Origin of the sequence: Microbacterium sp. CGR2, assembly GCF_003626735.1 — a bacterium.
Lineage (GTDB): Bacteria > Actinomycetota > Actinomycetes > Actinomycetales > Microbacteriaceae > Microbacterium.
Map to the genome: position 1 here is coordinate 2,644,265 of NZ_RBHX01000001.1, position 17,928 is coordinate 2,662,192.

General features: G+C 66.9%; 16 protein-coding genes and 1 tRNA gene. 10 read left to right on the top strand and 7 right to left on the bottom strand.

Annotated elements, in window-relative coordinates; genetic code table 11:
- The first annotated feature begins 108 nt into the window (after window positions 1-108).
- Together D7252_RS13180 and pepN are read left to right on the top strand one after the other, a co-directional pair.
- Window positions 109-1,122 (top strand): DNA topoisomerase IB, encoded by a 1,014-nt coding sequence (locus D7252_RS13180; protein WP_120775802.1) that lies wholly within the window; start codon window positions 109-111, stop codon window positions 1,120-1,122.
- Between the two features lie 61 nt (window positions 1,123-1,183).
- A complete protein-coding gene (gene pepN / locus D7252_RS13185; RefSeq protein WP_120775803.1) occupies window positions 1,184-3,673 on the top strand; it encodes an aminopeptidase N in 2,490 nt (829 codons plus the stop codon).
- 30 nt (window positions 3,674-3,703) lie between these two features.
- On the opposite strand, the gene D7252_RS13190 is transcribed toward pepN, so the two are convergent.
- Window positions 3,704-4,342, bottom strand: a complete 639-nt coding sequence (locus tag D7252_RS13190) for an MBL fold metallo-hydrolase (RefSeq protein WP_120775804.1) — start codon at window positions 4,340-4,342, stop codon at window positions 3,704-3,706.
- 149 nt (window positions 4,343-4,491) lie between these two features.
- Between D7252_RS13190 and D7252_RS13195 the strand changes: the two genes are divergently transcribed.
- Window positions 4,492-4,564, top strand: a tRNA-Glu gene (locus D7252_RS13195).
- 64 nt (window positions 4,565-4,628) lie between these two features.
- Here the strand turns inward: D7252_RS13195 and D7252_RS13200 are convergent.
- From D7252_RS13200 to D7252_RS13210, 3 genes are all read right to left on the bottom strand, one after another.
- Window positions 4,629-5,744: a DUF4349 domain-containing protein gene (locus D7252_RS13200; RefSeq protein WP_120775805.1), complete on the bottom strand. Its 1,116-nt coding sequence runs from the start codon at window positions 5,742-5,744 to the stop codon at window positions 4,629-4,631.
- The gene (locus D7252_RS13205; RefSeq protein ID WP_120775806.1) at window positions 5,741-6,298 is read right to left on the bottom strand and encodes an RNA polymerase sigma factor; all 558 of its coding nucleotides are present in this window, start codon (window positions 6,296-6,298) and stop codon (window positions 5,741-5,743) included. Before D7252_RS13205 ends, D7252_RS13200 begins: the two co-directional genes overlap by 4 nt.
- 62 nt (window positions 6,299-6,360) lie before the next feature.
- The gene (locus tag D7252_RS13210; RefSeq protein ID WP_259461100.1) at window positions 6,361-6,993 is read right to left on the bottom strand and encodes a TIGR00645 family protein; all 633 of its coding nucleotides are present in this window, start codon (window positions 6,991-6,993) and stop codon (window positions 6,361-6,363) included.
- 206 nt (window positions 6,994-7,199) lie between these two features.
- On the opposite strand from D7252_RS13210, the gene D7252_RS13215 reads away from it, so the two are divergent.
- Window positions 7,200-8,204: a TerC/Alx family metal homeostasis membrane protein gene (locus D7252_RS13215; protein ID WP_120775808.1), complete on the top strand. Its 1,005-nt coding sequence runs from the start codon at window positions 7,200-7,202 to the stop codon at window positions 8,202-8,204.
- 22 nt (window positions 8,205-8,226) lie between these two features.
- Here the strand turns inward: D7252_RS13215 and D7252_RS13220 are convergent, their stop codons facing one another.
- Together D7252_RS13220 and D7252_RS13225 are read right to left on the bottom strand one after the other, a co-directional pair.
- Window positions 8,227-9,540, bottom strand: coding sequence for an LLM class flavin-dependent oxidoreductase (locus D7252_RS13220; protein WP_120775809.1), 1,314 nt, complete (start codon window positions 9,538-9,540; stop codon window positions 8,227-8,229).
- Entirely contained in the window at window positions 9,537-10,832 is a 1,296-nt protein-coding gene (locus tag D7252_RS13225; protein WP_120775810.1) for an O-acetylhomoserine aminocarboxypropyltransferase/cysteine synthase family protein, read from the bottom strand. The genes D7252_RS13220 and D7252_RS13225 overlap by 4 nt, the downstream gene beginning before the upstream one ends.
- Before the next feature lie 188 nt (window positions 10,833-11,020).
- On the opposite strand from D7252_RS13225, the gene leuC reads away from it, so the two are divergent.
- Genes leuC through D7252_RS13255 form a run of 6 tightly spaced genes read left to right on the top strand, consistent with a single transcriptional unit; the run spans window position 11,021 to window position 17,403 of the window.
- On the top strand, window positions 11,021-12,502 hold the full coding sequence (leuC, locus tag D7252_RS13230) for a 3-isopropylmalate dehydratase large subunit (RefSeq protein ID WP_120775811.1): 1,482 nt from the start codon (window positions 11,021-11,023) through the stop codon (window positions 12,500-12,502).
- On the top strand, window positions 12,502-13,098 hold the full coding sequence (gene leuD / locus D7252_RS13235; protein ID WP_120775812.1) for a 3-isopropylmalate dehydratase small subunit: 597 nt from the start codon (window positions 12,502-12,504) through the stop codon (window positions 13,096-13,098). The genes leuC and leuD overlap by 1 nt, the downstream gene beginning before the upstream one ends.
- A 59-nt stretch (window positions 13,099-13,157) precedes the next feature.
- Window positions 13,158-14,525 carry a UDP-N-acetylglucosamine 1-carboxyvinyltransferase gene (gene murA, locus D7252_RS13240; protein WP_120775813.1) on the top strand — a complete coding sequence of 456 codons (1,368 nt, stop codon included), beginning with the start codon at window positions 13,158-13,160 and terminating at the stop codon, window positions 14,523-14,525.
- Window positions 14,526-14,530: 5 nt separating this feature from the next.
- Window positions 14,531-15,286, top strand: a complete 756-nt coding sequence (locus D7252_RS13245) for a 1-acyl-sn-glycerol-3-phosphate acyltransferase (RefSeq protein WP_120776966.1) — start codon at window positions 14,531-14,533, stop codon at window positions 15,284-15,286.
- Window positions 15,276-16,409 (top strand): NAD(P)H-dependent glycerol-3-phosphate dehydrogenase, encoded by a 1,134-nt coding sequence (locus tag D7252_RS13250; protein ID WP_120775814.1) that lies wholly within the window; start codon window positions 15,276-15,278, stop codon window positions 16,407-16,409. The genes D7252_RS13245 and D7252_RS13250 overlap by 11 nt, the downstream gene beginning before the upstream one ends.
- The gene (locus D7252_RS13255) at window positions 16,315-17,403 is read left to right on the top strand and encodes a D-alanine--D-alanine ligase family protein (protein ID WP_120775815.1); all 1,089 of its coding nucleotides are present in this window, start codon (window positions 16,315-16,317) and stop codon (window positions 17,401-17,403) included. The genes D7252_RS13250 and D7252_RS13255 overlap by 95 nt, the downstream gene beginning before the upstream one ends.
- 36 nt (window positions 17,404-17,439) lie before the next feature.
- Here the strand turns inward: D7252_RS13255 and D7252_RS13260 are convergent, their stop codons facing one another.
- A complete protein-coding gene (locus D7252_RS13260) occupies window positions 17,440-17,922 on the bottom strand; it encodes a DUF3515 domain-containing protein (protein WP_120775816.1) in 483 nt (160 codons plus the stop codon).
- Between the last annotated feature and the right edge of the window lie 6 nt (window positions 17,923-17,928).

Consider the following 17,928-nt stretch of genomic DNA (forward strand, 5'->3'; position numbering starts at 1 on the left):
CGAGACCGCTGCGCCACTCCCTTTCCACGGCTCTCCGACCACGGCATTCTCCAAGAGAGCGGTCTGCGACACGAGTCGACGCGCGTTCGAAACGAGGAGGACCGACGAATGGCGGCATTGACTCGGGTGGTACCCGGCGAGGATCCCGGCTTCCGGCGACGGCGCTCAGGATCCGGTTTCCGATACCTCGACCACCAGGACGTACCAGCGCCTGAGGCGGATCGAGAACGGATCCGCGACCTCGCGATCCCGCCGGCCTGGACCGATGTCTGGATCGCCACCGACCCGTTGGCGCACATCCAGGCGGTCGGTGTCGACGGTGCCGGTCGGAAGCAGTACCTTTATCACCCGTTGTGGAGTGTGTCTCGCGACCGACGGAAGTTCGCGCGCGCGCTCGATCTCGCCGCAGCGCTTCCCAGCGCTCGCGCCCAGGTGACCCGCACGCTGCGCGAGGAGGGGCAGACAAAGGACCGCGCGCTCGCGATCGCGTTCCGGTTGCTCGACGACGCCGCGCTCCGCATCGGGTCCGATCGCTATCTCGTCCGGCATGGCAGTCGTGGTCTCACGACGCTGCGCCGTCGTGATGTCCGGGTCGAGGGAAGCGACCTGGCGCTGTCCTTCCCCGCCAAGAGCGGGCGCACGGCGTCGATCGAGATCACCGACGAGTCGCTCGCGGAAGCACTCGCAGAGTTCGCCGTCGGTGCGCCCCGCGCTTTCCTACTGGCTTATCGAAAAGGTCGCCGGCGGGTCCGGATCACACCGGCAGAGGTGAACACGTACATTCGCGACATCACGGGCGCGTCGTTCTCGGCGAAGGACTTTCGAACGTTGCACGGAACGATCCTCGCGGCCGATGCGCTCGCCCGCATCGGCCGACTCGACAGTCGCGGTGAGCGGAATCAGGCGGAGCGGCTGGCCGTCCAGGCCGCTGCGGCGGCGCTCGGCAACACCACGGCGGTCGCGCGGGGCAGCTACATCGACCCGCGCGTGTTCCGTCTGTACTCACGCGGAAAGACCATGGACCTGACCGTGACGCCGGAAACGGCGATCCGTCGGCTGCTCGGCGGCCCGGAGAAGATCGGCAAGGTGGACGGGAACTCGGCCACCCGCCGAAGCGGATGACTGTCGCTCCTGCGTCATCGTCGATGACGGCACGTCGGCATCCGAATGGGAGGATGGATCCATGCACACCGCCAATCTGAGCCGAGACGAGACCGCGGCGCGATCCGCAGCGGTCACCGTGCACGGTATCCGTGTCGAACTCGATCTGACCGGAGCCCCGGAGCGTGCGCGCACCGGATTCCCCACCACGACGACCCTCGAGTTCGACGCCACCACCGACGCGACCTGGATCGACTTCATCGGGGAGGGCGTACACCGCGTCGTCGTGAACGGCGTCGACCAGGACGTGAACTATGACGGTGCGCGCATCCGACTCTCGGGGCTTGCGGCCACCAACGTGGTCCGAGTGGAGGCGGTCGGAGCCTACAGCCGCACCGGCGAGGGGCTTCATCGGTTCCACGATCCGGCAGACGACGCGACCTACCTCTACACGCAGTACGAGCCTGCGGACGCACGCCGAGTCATGGCATGTTTCGAACAGCCCGACATGAAAGCCGCGTACACGTTCGTGGTCGACGCGCCTTCCGGATGGGAGGTCTTGTCGAACCAGGGCGCGGAGCGAGTCGACGTCGGGGTCGGAGTGCAACGAGTCGAATTCGCCCCCACCCTGCCGATCTCCAGCTATATCACCGCCGTCGCCGCGGGACCCTACGCACGGGTCACGGGTGAATGGCAGCGCGGAGACCAGAGCATCGCGCTCGGACTGTTCGCGCGCCGCTCTCTGGCGCAGTACATGGAATCCGAGGAGATCCTGGACGTCACTCGCCAGGGTCTCGACTTCTTCACCGAGGCCTTCGCCTACCCGTACCCCTGGGGGAAGTACGACCAGATCTTCGTCCCCGAGTACAACCTCGGGGCTATGGAGAACCCGGGCCTGGTGACCTTCACCGAGGCGTACCTCTCGCGAGGCGCAGCGACCGATGCGCAGCGAGCCGCCAGGGCGAACACGGTCCTGCACGAGATGGCGCACATGTGGTTCGGCGACCTCGTCACGATGAAGTGGTGGGACGATCTCTGGCTCAAGGAGTCCTTTGCGGACTACATGGGCGCGCACGCGTCCGCCGTGGCCACGCGGTTCCACGACGCGTGGGTCAAGTTCGCCGCCAACCGCAAGGCGTGGGCGTATCAGCAGGACCAGTTGCCCACGACGCACCCGATCGTCGCCGACATCGCCGACCTCGAAGCCGCGAAACTCAACTTCGACGGCATCACGTACGCCAAGGGGGCGGCCGTGTTGAAGCAGCTCGTCGCCTTCGTCGGTGACGACGCGTTCTTCGAAGGTGCCCGCCGGTATTTCGCCGCGAATGCCTTCGGCAACACCACGCTGGAGGACTTCCTGGTCGAGCTGAGCGCTGTCTCGGGCCGGGACATGAGTGACTGGTCGCAAGCATGGCTGCAGACCTCCGGTGTGTCAGCGCTCTGGATGGAGACGGATGCGGAGGGGCAGAGGTTCCTGATGCAGACGGATCCGCGGCCGCATCGTCTTCGCATCGGTCTCTACGACCGTGTCGAGGGCCGGGTGGTTCGCCGCGAGCAGATCGAGCAGGACGTCATCGACGAGCGCACGCCTGTGGACCTCCCATCTGCGGACCTCGTGCTTCTCAACGACGACGACCTGACGTACGTGAAGGCACGTCTCGACGAGCGTTCGCTCGACACCGTGGAGCAGTCTCTCTCGTCGATCGAGGATCCGCTGGCCAGGGCGCTCGTCTGGTCGTCGCTGTGGAACGCGACGCGAGACGGTGAGTTCGACGTGACGCGTTACCTCTCGATCGTGCGCGAGCATGCGCCGGCAGAACCCAACATCGGGCTCCTCGCCGGCATCCTGGCCAACGCGTCGTTCGCGCTTCGGCATTTCCTCGATGGCGCGCGCCGTGCTGACGAGCAATCGCGCTGGACCGAGACGGCGTGGAGCGCATTGCAGGCTGCGGAGGCGGGCGGCGACGCGCAACTCTCGTGGGCGAGGGCGCTGGCGACGGCATCCGCTCACGATGACGCGCGGCACGTCGAGGTGCGGGCAATGCTGGACGGCTCGGTTCCGGACGGCCTCGTCGTCGACCCGGATCTGCGTTGGCAGCTGCTCACGGCACTCGTGACCCGGGGGCACGCCGATGCCGCGGATATCGCCGCTGAGCAGGAGCGAGATGACACCGGTGACGGTCACACGGCAGCGCGGCGCGCACTCGCGTCTCGTCCGGATGCCCCGGTACGCCGGGCGGCATGGGATGCCGCATGGAATGACGACTCGCTCAGCAACGATCAGCTGGGGGCGGAGATCGCCGGCTTCCGCGCGGGCGGACGCCGCGACCTCATCGAGGCGTTCGACGAGGACTACTTCGCGCGGCTCACGACGACGTGGCGGGCGCGCAGCATCGAGATCGCCAAGCGCCTCGTCGTCGGCATGTTCCCTGCGACGGACTCGTTGACGCTCGTCGACGGTTGGCTCGCGGCGAATGAGGACGCGCCGTCGGCCCTCCGTCGCCTCGTCGTCGAGCAGCGCGACCATCTCGCGCGCGATCTTCGGGTGCGGAGCCTCTCGACCGCGAGCTGACTCCGGGGAGAAGTCGGCGCGGGGACGGCCTCAGAGCTCGAGAGAGTCGCCGGCCTCGAGGACGAGGAACTCCCCGCCGCCCTGTTCGGTGGCCCACTGGAGACGCTGCCGATGCATGTTCTTGCCGACGTCGGACAGGGTCATGTCGTGTGTCCCGAATGCGCGGCGCGGCCGCACGGCGAGCACGTAGTCGATGGCCTCACCGATCTTCAGCCACGGCGCACCCAGCGGCGCCGCGAGAGTGTCTACCTCGACCCCCTCTGGGACGGCATACGAGTCGCCTGGATAGTAGAGCACCCCGTTGACGAGGACGCCGACATTCTCCACGATCGGCAGCGACGAGTGGATGACTTCGTGCGTGCCACCGAAGAAGCGGACGGTGAAACCTCCGACATCGATGGTCTCGCCGGGAGCGACCACCGTGATCGGGTAACCTTCGGCGGCCCGTGCCACACCGGCGGGCGCGAAGATCGCCGTGCCAGGAGCTTCCTGGAGAATTCGGTCGAGCTGCTCCGGTGTCCAGTGGTCCGGATGCTCGTGCGTGATGATCACACCGACGAGAGTTGCGAGATCTTTCGGGGGAGTGGTGAACGATCCCGGATCGATCAGGAGAGTCTCGCCGTCGTCGTCGATGCGGAGGGCGGCATGTTCGAACTTTGTCACGCGCATGAGTCGAGTCAACTCCTTCCGACGCCTGCGGGCAAACGCTCTTTCGTGCGCCACGCCCGAGTGTTGGGCATGCTCGGCCCGATTTTGCGGAGCGATAATCGTCATGGCATACTTGAACGGTTGTCGCGCGACGGAAACGTCCGCAAGACGGCCCCATCGTATAGCGGCCTAGTACGCTGCCCTCTCACGGCGGTAACGCGGGTTCGAATCCCGCTGGGGTCACACGACACCAGAAAGCCCCCGGTCACCCGGGGGCTTTCTTCGTATCCGCAGGATCGTCCTCGCTTCAGCCGGCCTCCGCATCCGAGTGTCGCGGCACAGCACGCCGTGCGCGGCGGGCTCGCCGCACGAGCCAGATGACGAGTGCCACGGCTCCGGCGATGACGAGCCAGGGGAGGACGAAGCCGAGCGCGATCACGAGCGCGTTCAGGGAGACCACGAGTCCATTCCAGCCCGCCAGGAGCCCGTCACTGAAACCTGCAGGATCTGCCGCCGTCGGCGCTGCGCTTCGCGTCAGATCCACTTGCAGAGTCGACATCGCGACCTGATCTTCGAGTGCGGCGAGCTGCTGCTCGTAGGACTCGAGCTGCGCCTGGCGCTCGGTCAGAGCGACCTCCGCTTCGATCAACTCGGACACGCTCCCGGACTGTGCCATCAGTGCGGTGAGACGTTCCACGGAGGCTCGTGTGGCGTCGGCGCGAGCGCGCAGGTCGATCGCGACGGACGTCACGTCCTGCCTTGAGATCGACGAGGACAGCACCTCACCGGACTCGCCCAGCGCCGTGATCGCGTCGGGAAGATCGTCCGACGGGATCCGAACGGTGATCCGTCCGTAGTCCGAGTCGACCGGGGCGGCGGGCATCGAGTCGGACGCCTCGTCCGAAACCGTCGCGCGCCCCACCTCCACGGATTCGACGTAGCCCCCCCGGTCCTCCGCCAGCTGAGTGATCGCTGCCGTGGCGGCCTGGACATCGTCGACCTGGAGCGTGGCGTTGGCAGTGGCGATGATCTCGCGCGAGCTCTCGTCGATGTCTGTGGTGACCTGTCCCGATGAGTCGGCGGATTCCGCGCCGGCGGCCCCAGGGGCGATCTCCGCGCTGGTGTCTGCGGGGCCTCCTCCGGACATGTCGACGCTCTCTGCGGTCGACGAGGCCGAACCGCCGCCCATGACACCCAGGATCGGCGGTGTCACCAGAACGCCCACCACGAAGGCGGCTGCGACGCCGAGGCCGGTGAACCACCGTCGGCGGCGCCTGCGTGCGCGGTCGCCGGCAGCACGAACGGGGGCGCGCTCGGCGGCGATCTGTGCGAACACCGCCGTCTCGATGCGTTCGATGGTGTCGTCCGGCAGCTCGGGCAACTCGTCGGTGCGGGCCCGGTTGTCGCTGGTCTTGTCGTTCATGCGTCTCTCGCTTCCGTGACGGCGCCGCGCAACTGGGTGCGGACGCGGGAGAGACGGTTTCGAACGACGGCGTGGCTGACGCCGAGCTGCTCGGCGGCAGTCTGGTACGCATACCCCTCTGATGCGCACAGTCGGAAGATCTCGCGGTCGAGGTCGCTCAAGGTGCCTACTTCGGCCGCGATCCGTGCAGCCAGCGCAGCGGTGATGACCTGCTCCTCCACGCTCACGGTGTCGGGCAGATCCTCGTCGAGGGCCTCCGCGGTGTGCGCGCGATCACGGCGACGCTGACGAAGGCGGTTCGCCGCCTGAAATCTGCAGATCGTCGCCAGCCAGGGGAGGAGTGACTCGCCCTGCAGCTCGAGGCTCGGGAGCTTTCGCCAGGCGACGATGAACGTCTCCTGCGTCACATCCTCCGCATCGGGCGGCGAGCCGAGGATGCCGTGGGCGATCCAGTAGACCGGACGCACATGCGCCCGGTACAGCTCGCGGAAGGCGCTCTCGTCACCAGCCGCGGCCTGCGCCGCCCACTTCTGATCGCTCGTCTGCACCGGCATCCCGATTCCGTTCGGTGTGTCTCTCACTGGAAAGTGTCGACGGATGCCTCATCGTCTCAGAATCAGTGCGTATTGGCTTGGGCAGCCCTCAACGTGCTCTGCGACATCTTGTCGATCCAGGCCAGGGCGACAGCCGAGACGATGAAGACCATGTGGATGACGACCTGCCAGAAGACGCCGGTGGGAGTGTAACTTCCAAGACCGCCCACTTCCTCGGCGTTGACACCGTTCGCGTCCATGTTGCCGACCGCGATGAAGGTCTTCAGGAGGTGGATCGACGAGATGCCGATGATGGCCATCGCGAGCTTCACCTTGAGGACGTTCGCGTTGACGTGCGACAGCCACTCCGGCTGATCGGGATGTCCCTCGGTGTTGATCCGCGAAACGAACGTCTCGTACCCGCCGATGATGACCATGATGAGCAGATTGGCGATCATGACGACGTCGATCAGGCCGAGCACGCTCAGCATGATCGTCGCTTCCTCGATGTGGGTGATGTCGCCGAACACGTCTTCGGTGATCAGGTGCCAGAGCTCCACCATGAAGACGATGACGTAGACGATCTGCGCCACGATGAGGCCCAGATAGAGCGGCGCCTGCAGCCAGCGGCTCACGAAGATGAGCGATCCGATGGACCGGGCCCACCTGTTGCGTGGCGACGTGTCGCGCGGATCGAAGTCGGAGGGAGTCGTCACGGGCTGCGCGTTCGAGGTCACGTCGACCATTTCACCACGCCCCGACGGTTCCGGTAGCATTGTGCGTGCGAGAGGGAGTATCCCGGATCCGCGCGTAACGTCATCACGAGCACCGACACGGCTGCTCCGGGCGCGCGACGCACTCTGTGTGCGGGGGAGAGACTTTCGGCTTCTTTCCGACCCCTTTCGAAAGGTGCAGTGCGCCCTTGGAAATTCCCCTCTGGTTCGAGATCACGTCGATGGTCGTCCTGACGATCATCCTGATCGGCGACCTCCTGCTCATCAAGCTGCGCCCGCACATCCCGTCGACGAAGGAGTCGACCCTCTGGGTGGTCTTCTACGTGGCCCTCGCCCTGCTGTTCGCCGTGCTCCTCGGCAATGTCGGCGGGTGGCAGAACGCGGGAGACTTCATCACAGGATGGGCGTTGGAGTACAGCCTCTCCATCGACAACCTCTTCGTCTTCGTGCTGATCATGGCCCAGTTCGCTGTGCCACGACGCCTGCAGCAGCAGGTGCTGATGGTCGGCATCATCATCGCGCTCATCCTGCGCGGCCTCTTCATCCTCGCCGGTGTCGCGATCGTCGAGAACTTCTCGCCGATCTTCTACATCTTCGGCGCATTCCTGATCTGGACCGCCATCCGCCAGGCGATGCCGGAGGGAGACCACGAAGGTGAGGTCAAGCGCGAGAACTTCGTCGTGCGGCTGCTGCGCCGACGCATCGACATCAGTGAGGAATACGACGGCGCGAAGCTGCGAACGACGGTCGACGGCAAGCGGATGTTCACCCCGATGGTCATCGTCTTCGTCACCATCGGCGTGACCGACCTCATCTTCGCGGTCGACTCCATCCCGGCGATCTTCGAGATCACCACCAACGGCTTCCTGGTCTTCGCCGCGAACATCTTCGCGCTGATGGGCCTGCGCCAGCTCTACTTCCTCCTCGGAGATCTCCTCGACCGCCTGCGCTACCTCCACTACGGCATCGCCGTGATCCTCGGATTCATCGGCGTCAAGCTGATCCTGCACGCGCTGCACGTCAACGAACTGCCGTTCATCAACGGCGGCGAGCACGTCGAATGGGTGCCGGACATCAGCAACATGGTCTCGCTCGGTGTCATCCTCGCGTCCATGTCGGTCGCGACGATCGCCAGCCTCATCGCCTCCTCGCGAGAGAAGCGCGTCGAGAAGCGGTCGGTCATCAACGACTAGCGGAACCGAACCTGCGCGCGGCTCAGAACGCGCGCAGGTTCGCCTGCAGCCCGCCGTCGGCGTACCCACGGCGCAGGATGCCGCGACGCCGCAGCACCGGCACGAGCTCGTCGAGCGTACGGTGCAGCGTCACAGGGTGGAAGTCGCCCCACAGCAGCACACCGTCGTTGCCCCAGTCGCCGAGTTCCTCGATGAGATCGGCGAACTCTTCGGCCGTACCGACGAAGCCGGTGCGGTCGACGATGCGGCCTGCGCGAGCCAGAGCCGTCAGGTGTGCTCGCAGCGGCGCATCCTCACCGCGGTCGCCGATCAGTCTCTGGATGCTGCCACGCGAGACGTGATCGCCGAACACGGACAGATCCAGCGGCTTGTCGAGGTCGAGCGCCGTCAGGTCGGTCTCGAGGTCGCTGGACTGCTTGCGGGCGATCTGGACGAGAGCGTCGTCGTCGGGGCGCGCTGATGCTGCGACGATGCGGTCAGCCTCCTCGGCGGACGCGGTGATCACGGGCTGGATGGCGAAGAGGATCTTGATGTCGGACGCGGAACGACCTGCGGCGACGGCGGCGTCGTGGATCTTCGAGCGGTACGCGCGAACGGAGGCTTCGTGCAGCGGGGCGAGGGCGAGCTGGACATCGGAGTTGCTCCCGGCGAAGCCGAGTCCTCTGCCGGAGCCGCCCGGCGAGACGATCGCCGGCTCTCCGTCCGTGAACGGCAGCGCATTCAGCGGGCCGTCGAACGAGAAGTGCGTGCCGCGGTGCCGGACTCTGCGCAACCTGGTGCCGTCGGCATACACGCCGGTGCTCGCGTCGGCGACGAGGGCGCCGTGTTCCCAGCTCCGCCACAGTGCGCGGAGCCCGGCGAGCCAGTCCTCGGCGCGGTCGTATGCGTCGTCGTGCCCGAGCTGCGCGGCATCCGAGAAGTGCCGAGCGCTCCCCGTGTCCGTGACCACGTTGAGCCCCAGACGATGGCCGCTCAAGTGCTGCAGTGTCGCGAACTGGCGGGCGGCGGTATAGGGAAGGTACGCCGCGGGATTCACCGTCGGCACGACGCCGAGATGCGTCGTCGCTTGGAAGAGGTAGGGCGCGAGAAGCAGCGGGTCGTGCTTGGGCCCGCCGAACGCGTGTCGCACCCGCAGATCGAGCGTCTCCGGGGACCCGAGAGAAGGCGCGTCTTCGATGATGACGAGGTCGAACCCTGCCTGCTCGAGCGTCCGGGCCGCGTCCTGATAGACCTCCGGGCGCGTCCAGTCGTAGTCCCACTCGAGGGAGGGATATCCCCATCCCTGAGGGCCGAAACCGCGAGCCAGGAACCAGCCGAAGTGCTGGGGGCGGCTCACCGGTCGGTCTCCTTCACCGGCTGCAGGACGCGGGAAAGGTCCGTGAGCAGATCTTCGATGTCTTCGATGCCGATCGACAGTCGCAGCGTCCCCGGCCGGACTCCGAGGATCGCGCGCTCCTCATCGGTGCGCTGAGCGTGGCTTGTGGTCGCCGGATGCAGCACGAGCGACCGGACGTCGCCGATATGGGTCATGTGCGTGAACACCGACACCTGCTCGACGAACCGCCGGGCGGCGTCGAGGCCGCCGCGCAGGGTGAACGTGAAGATCGAGCCGAACCCGCCCTCCAGGTAACGCAGGGCCCTCTCGTGGTCCGGGTGGCTGGGAAGTCCGACGTAGTCGACGCTTTCGACGGCGTCGTGCGCCTCGAGCCACCGCGCGACCTCGAGCGCGTTGCGGGACTGCCTCTCGACGCGAAGCCCGAGTGTCTCGGCGCCCTGGCCGATCAGGAACGCGTTGAGGGGTGAGGGGGACGCGCCGAATCGCGGCGCGACAACCTCGCGTGCGTAGGCGATGCGCGCCCGTCCTCCGTGGCGTGCCACCACGCTCGGCGCACCACCGCGGCCCGGGAGCACGAGGTGCGGCGCGTTGTGGCCGGCACTGTCGGCGGGGAAACGGCCGTCGTCGACGATCACTCCGCCGAGAACAGAGCCATGACCGGCGAGGAACTTCGACGCCGAGTGCACGACGATCGCCGCGCCGTGCTCCAGCGGGCGAAACAGGTACGGGGTCGCGAGAGTGTTGTCGACGATCAGCGGGATGGCGTGGTCGTCGGCGACGGCGGCGACGGCAGCGACGTCGAGTACATCGTTGCGGGCGTTCGCGAGAGATTCGGCGAACAGAGCCCGCGTGTGGGGACGGACGGCGGCGCGCCAGGCGTCGGGGTCGGCGATGTCGTCGATGAAGGTGGTCTCGATGCCCAGTCGCGCCAGGCTGTCGAGGAAGAGACCGCGGCTGCCCTCGTAGATGTGTGTCGACGAGACGATGTGGTCTCCCGCGCCGGCGACGGCGAGGATGGCCGTGACCACCGCCGCCTGACCGCTGGCGACCAGCACCGCCTCTGCTCCGCCCTCGAGTGCGGCGAGCTGACGCTCCACCGCGTGGACGGTCGGGTTTCCCGTGCGGGTGTATCCGAAGCCGGCGCCGGTGCTGAAGTGGTCGGTCGCATGGTCGAAGTCGTCGAACTCGAATCCGGCGGTGAGGTAGATCGGCGTGGCCCGAGACGCCGCGGTCTCACGGCTCCTCGCCGCATGGACCGCTCGAGTGGCGAAGCGTGCGGTGTCGACGGTCATGCGGGGCCTCTCGGTCGTGGGTGATGAACAGAGTGTCATGACGGATCGGAGCGCGTCCGAGCGGTGGTAATCTGACGTCATGCGGACCGTGCTCCTTCTTCTTAGCGGCCGCGACGAGACCTCGTTCTGAGCCCCTCCTCGTCGCGGAGTCCATCGTGGGCCGAACCGCCAGCCACAGGAGACACGCAATGAGCACCGCAGCACCCGGTACCGATTCCGCACGCCCCAGGACCCTCGCCGAGAAGGTCTGGGACGATCACCTCGTGGTCAAGGGCGCCGACGGCGAGCCCGACCTCATCTACATCGACCTGCATCTCGTGCATGAGGTGACCAGCCCGCAGGCATTCGACGGTCTGCGCAGTGAAGGGCGCCCGCTCCGCCGGCTCGACCTCACGATCGCGACCGAAGATCACAACACTCCGACGTGGGAGATCGACAAGCCGATCGCCGACCTGACCAGCCGCACCCAGATCGAGACGCTGCGCCGCAACGCGGCGGAGTTCGGGGTGCGTCTGCATTCGCTCGGCGATGCCGAGCAGGGAATCGTGCACGTGGTCGGACCGCAGCTCGGCCTCACGATGCCTGGGATCACCGTCGTCTGCGGCGACTCGCATACGTCGACCCACGGGGCATTCGGCGCGATGGCTTTCGGGATCGGCACCAGCGAGGTCGAACACGTCATGGCGACACAGACCCTTCCGCTCAAGCCGTTCAAGACGATGGCGATCAACGTCGAGGGGACCCTGCGTCCCGGGGTCACGGCGAAAGACGTCATCCTTGCCGTCATCGCCAAGATCGGCACCGGCGGCGGCCAGGGCTATGTCCTGGAGTTCCGCGGCAGTGCGATCCGCGCGCTCTCGATGGAGGGGCGGATGACGATCTGCAACATGTCGATCGAAGCGGGCGCGCGGGCCGGCATGGTCGCCCCCGATGAGACGACCTTCGCCTACCTCGAGGGGCGCCCGCACGCGCCGAAGGGTGAGGACTGGGACGATGCGGTGACCTACTGGCGCACGCTTCCCACCGACGATGGCGCGGCGTTCGACGCCGAGGTCTTCATCGACGCCGACGAGCTCGAGCCGTTCGTCACCTGGGGCACCAACCCTGGGCAGGGCACCTCGCTGTCGGCATCCGTGCCGAACCCGGCGGAGATCGACGACCCGAACGAACGGGCGGCCGCCGAGCGAGCGCTGGAGTACATGGATCTGACGCCGGGCACGCCTCTCAAAGAGGTACCGGTCGACGCGGTCTTCATGGGCTCATGCACCAACAGCCGTATCGAAGACCTGCGGGCGTTCGCCTCGATCATCAAGGGCAAGAAGAAGGCGGACGGCGTTCGCGTGATGGTCGTCCCCGGCTCTGCCCGGGTGCGTCTGGAAGCTGAGGCGGAGGGCCTCGACCAGGTCATCAAGGATTTCGGCGCGGAATGGCGTTTCGCCGGCTGTTCCATGTGCCTCGGAATGAACCCGGATCAGCTCGCGCCCGGCGAGCGGTGCGCGTCCACCTCCAACCGCAACTTCGAGGGTCGGCAGGGCAAGGGCGGGCGCACGCATCTGGTGTCGCCGCTCGTCGCCGCAGCCACCGCCATCCGGGGGACGCTCTCCAGTCCCGGCGACCTCGAAGACGCGGCCCCGGAATACGCGACGGCGCTCGACGGAAAGGCCATCTGATGGAGAAATTCACCACGCACACAGGCATCGCAGCTCCGCTGAAGCGCTCGAACGTCGACACCGACCAGATCATTCCGGCCGTGTTCCTCAAGCGCGTCACCAAGACGGGCTTCGAGGACGCGCTCTTCCACGCATGGCGCCAGGACCCTGATTTCGTCCTCAACCAGTCGCCTTTCCAGGGTGCATCCGTCCTCGTCGCCGGATCGGACTTCGGCACCGGATCGAGTCGCGAGCACGCGGTGTGGGCGCTGCGCGATTTCGGTTTCAAGGTCGTGCTGAGTCCCCGTTTCGCTGACATCTTCCGCGGCAACTCCGGAAAGCAGGGCCTGCTCGCGGCGACGATCTCGGAAGACGATCTCGAGCGGATCTGGGCCGAGATCGACCGGAATCCCGGCGTGCAGATCACCGTGAGTCTCGAAGACCGGACGGCCTCGATCGGCGGCATCCAGGCTGACCTCGGGATCGACGATTACACTAGATGGCGGCTCCTTGAAGGGCTCGATGACATCGGGCTCACGCTGCGCAATGAAGACAAGATCGCGCAGTTCGAGGCCCGTCGCGAGTCGTGGCGGCCGAGGACTCTTCCCGTTCTGTGAAGCGGTGAGGGCGGGGGAGCCAGGGGCAAACCCGCCCCCGATGATGAAGTGAGGCCCGAATGACGACACCTGTGCGCGACGCTATCCCGGAAGAAGTCCCCGCACTCACCGGCGATGTCCTCGCCATTCGAGGAGGCCGCCCGCTTCGCGGCCGCGTCGATGTCAAGGGTGCGAAGAACCTCGCCACCAAGGCCATGGTCGCTTCTCTTCTCGGCGAGACGGTCAGTGTGCTGCGTGACGTGCCGGCGATCAGCGACGTGGCGGTCGTCCGCTCGCTGCTCGAGGTCCACGGCGTCCGCGTCTCCGACGGAGACGAAGCCGGCGCGCTGGTGTTCGACCCGAGCGACGTCGAGTCCGCTCACTTCGAGGAGATCGACGCGCACGCCGGTGCATCACGCATCCCGATCCTGTTCTGCGGCCCGCTTCTGCACCGTCTCGGCCAGGCGTTCATCCCCGACCTCGGCGGATGCCGCATCGGCGACCGTCCCATCGACTTCCACCTGGACGCTCTGCGCAAGTTCGGCGCCATCGTCGAGAAGCAGCCGAGCGGCATCCGGTTGTCGACCGGTGGAGCCAGACTGCACGGTGCGAACATCCACCTGCCGTACCCGAGCGTGGGCGCCACCGAGCAGGTGCTGCTCACCGCCGTGCGCGCAGAAGGCACCACAGAGCTCCGCAACGCCGCCATCGAGCCCGAGATCATGGATCTGATCGCCGTGCTGCAGAAGATGGGCGCCATCATCTCCTACGAGCCCAACCGCGTGATCGTCATCGAGGGTGTGGAGAAGCTTCGCGGCTACGACCACCGCTCGATCTTCGATCGCAACGAGGCCGCCTCGTGGGCATCCGCGGCGCTGGCCACTGACGGTGAGATCTTCGTCGGCGGGGCGAAGCAGCAGGAGATGCTGACTTTCCTCAACGTGTTCCGCAAGGCCGGCGGCTGGTTCGATGTCAAGGAAGACGGCATCCTGTTCCGTCGCGACGGCGAGATCAAGCCCGTCGTCATCGAGACGGACGTGCACCCGGGGTTCATGACCGACTGGCAGCAGCCACTCGTCGTCGCGCTGACCCAGGCGCAGGGGCGATCCGTCGTTCACGAGACCGTGTACGAGAACCGGCTGGGCTTCACCGACGCCCTCGTGAAGATGGGCGCCGACATCGTGGTGCATCCCCGCGGACTCCAGGACGGTCCTCGGCGCGTGCCGCGTCGCGACCTGGAGCAGGCCGCGGTCATCACCGGGCCGACCCCACTGCACGGCGCCGACATCGTCGTTCCCGACCTCCGCGGTGGTTACAGCCACATCATCGCCGCATTGACGGCGACCGGGGAGTCGAAGGTGTCCGGAGTCGACATCCTCAGCCGTGGGTACGAGAAGTTCCTCGCCAAGCTCGACGCCCTCGGCGCTGACTTCGACGTCATCCGGTGACGGCGATGGGTGCCAGGTCACCGGAGAAGTCTCGACCGAGCATTTTCTGGCCGTTGGCCGCCGTCGTCGTACCGCTGGTCTCCCTGATCGCCAAGATCCGTGTCAGCGGTGCCGAGAAGCTGCCTCGGGAGGGCGCGTTCATCCTGGCGCCGAATCACTACTCGGAGTTCGATCCGCTGATCGTGGCGGTCGCCGTGTGGCGGTCCGGCCGTGCGCCGCGCTTCCTGGCGAAGGAGAGTCTGTTCCGGATCCCGGTGCTCGGCTGGTGCTTGCGCCGAACCGGGATGATCCCCGTGGCCCGCACATCGTCCGCGGCTTCCGCCAAGCAGACGATGAAGCAGTCGGAGGAGCTCGTCGAGCACGAGCGCGGTGTGATCGTCTATCCGGAAGGGACCCTCACTCGTGATCCCGAACTCTGGCCCATGCGGGGCAAGTCCGGAGCGGCCAGGCTCGCCCTGGCGGACGGCATCCCGCTGATCCCGATGGCGCAGTGGGGTACCCAGGAGATCATGGGGCGCTACCAGAAGGGCCTCAGCCTGTGGCCGCTGCGCAAGCCGGTTCGCGTGCTGATCGGCGACCCGGTCGACGTCTCCGACCTGCGGTCTCGGGCGACGGAACCTGCTGCGCTCAACGAGGCCACGGCACGTCTGATGGCGGCGATCACGCAGTTGCTCGAGCAGCTGCGCGACGAGAAGGCACCCGTCGAGCGCTGGAACCCGTCGAGCCACGGCCAGAAGGAGACCGGTCGCCTTGACTCCTAAGAGAAACGCTCCGGTCGGGCCGCGGGTGACGGTCATCGGTGCGGGCAGCTGGGGCACGACGTTCGGCAAGATTCTCGCCGACGGCGGCGCACAGGTGACCATGTGGGCGCGCCGGGCCGAGCTCGCGCATGAGATCGACGAGGCCAAGCGGAATTCCCGCTACCTCCCGGGCATCAATCTTCCGCGCACCATGGCCGCGACGCACGAGCTCGCGACGTCGCTCCGCGGAGCCGAGCAGGTGTACCTCTCCGTGCCGAGCCAGTCGCTGCGAGAGAACCTCAAGGCATTGCGCCCGCTGCTGGCCGACAGCGATTCGAAGATCGTGAGCCTGATGAAGGGCGTGGAGCGCGGGACCGGACTGCGAATGAGTCAGGTCATCCAGCAGGAGCTGCGCTGCGACCCCGATCGCATCGCCGTGGCATCCGGGCCGAACCTGGCGCTCGAGATCGCGCGGGAGCAGCCCACGGCAGCGGTCATCTCCTCCCGCAGTCAAGAGACGGCCGACGTGGTGGCTCGCGCCGCACGCAACAGCTATTTCCGGACTTTCGTGAACACGGACGTCATCGGCACCGAATTCGGTGGCGTGCTGAAGAATCTCATCGCGGTCGCCATCGGCATCGTCGACGGTGTCGGCTACGGCGAGAACACGAAGGCGTCGATCATCACCCGGGGGCTCGTGGAGATGACCGACTTCGCCGTCGCGAACGGGGCCCAGCCCGAGACGCTGCAGGGGCTCGCAGGGCTCGGCGACCTCATCGCCACCTGCCAGTCGCCGCTGAGCCGCAACAACACCGCCGGCCGTCTGCTCGGACAGGGTTACAGTTTCCAGGACGTCGTGAAGCAGATGCAGCAGACCGCCGAGGGACTCGCCTCCGTGGCGCCCGTGCTGCAGCTCGCTCGCGAATCCGAGGTGCACATGCCCATCGTCGAACAGGTGAAGATGGTGCTCGACGGGAAGATGGATCCCCGCGATATCGCCCCTCATCTGACGACGGATGACGACACCCCACAGGGTGAGAGGACCAACCATGGACAAGCAGACGGTGGTGGTGCTCTTCGGCGGGCGCTCCAGCGAGCATTCGATCAGTTCCGCAACGGCGGGGGGCGTGCTGGGCGCGATTGACCGCGCTCGTTACGCCGTCATCCCCGTCGGGATCACCCGTGAGGGGGCGTTCGTCCTCGAGGAGGACGACCCGGCCAAATTCCCTCTCGACGCGGCCCACCTGCCGGAGGTCGTCGACAACGGCACCCGCGTGATGTGGCCGGAGCCCGGCGGAGACCGCACTCTGCGGGTCGTGCACCCGGACGGTGCGGTCGAGGGGCTCGGCGTGATCGACGTCGTGCTGCCCCTGTTGCACGGGCTGCATGGTGAAGACGGCGCGATCCAGGGGTTCTTCGAGGTCATCGACATGCCGTACGCAGGCTGCGGCATCCTCGATTCGGCCATCTCACTCGACAAGCACTTCACCAAGCTCGCGCTCACCTCCGCCGGCATCGCCGTTTCGCCGGGGTTCACGGTTCGGCGCAGCGACTGGCGGGCCGATCCGGCAGGTGTCCGTAAGAGGGTCGCCGAACTCGCGGCGGTGGTGTTCGTCAAGCCGAGCAGCGCCGGCTCCAGCGTGGGCGTCTCACGCGTCGACCGTGGCGAAGGGCTGGATGCCGCGTTCGAACTGGCCTTCGCGGAAGACGACAAGGTTCTGGTCGAAGCGCGAGTCGAGGGGCGCGAGATCGAGGTCGGCGTGCTCGCCGGTCGTGGCGGCGAACGCGCCAGGGCGTCTCTGCCGGGTGAGATCGTCCTGACAACCCGCGATTTCTACGACTTCGAAGGCAAGTATCTCGGGGGCGAGGGCGTCGACATCGTCTGCCCGGCAGAGGTCGAGGACGAGCTGATCGAACGCCTCCGCGAGACGGCGGTTCGGGCATTCGAAGCGGTCGACGGCAAGGGCCTCGCCCGGGTCGACTTCTTCGTCACTCCCGCCGGTGATCTCATCGTCAACGAGTTGAACACGATGCCGGGGTTCACGCCCATCTCGATGTTCCCGAAGTGCTGGGTGGCGTCGGGTCTGAGCTACGGAGATCTGATCACCGAGCTCGTCGAGGCCGGTCTGCACCGCTGACAGCGCCGAAGACCGCGCTTCGGGTCGATCGTCGGCTCAGCCGGCCGGGAACTCGACGCGGTCGGTGCACTGGCCGGTGGCGGGCGCGAGTCCGGGCTGGATGTTGGTGGAGATCGTCTCGACGATCGATTGGAAGTCGACCTGCTCCCCGCGGCGGATGTTGACCTCCACGGCCGGCTCACGCCCGTAGGTGACCAGACGCTGACGGTTCTCCTCCTGCTCGAGGACGAGCCAGTCGACGCCGCCGAGGGTCGTGCACACGAGTTCGGACGGCGCGGGTGGCTCGACACCACAGCGCAGGACGACCGTCGGCTCGCCCCAGGCTCCCGTCGCTTGCGCGTCGGTCCAGACACGATCGAAATCGCCGACGCTGTCGGGAAGCAGCACCGAGACATCGGCGCAGGCCGGGTTGTCGGCGTCGATGGCCGGATCGACGTGCACGGTCGTGGAGCAGCCGACGAGAGCCGCGGCCACTGCCACCACACCCGCGACGGCAGCGAGGCGACGAGAACGGAGCATGCTTCC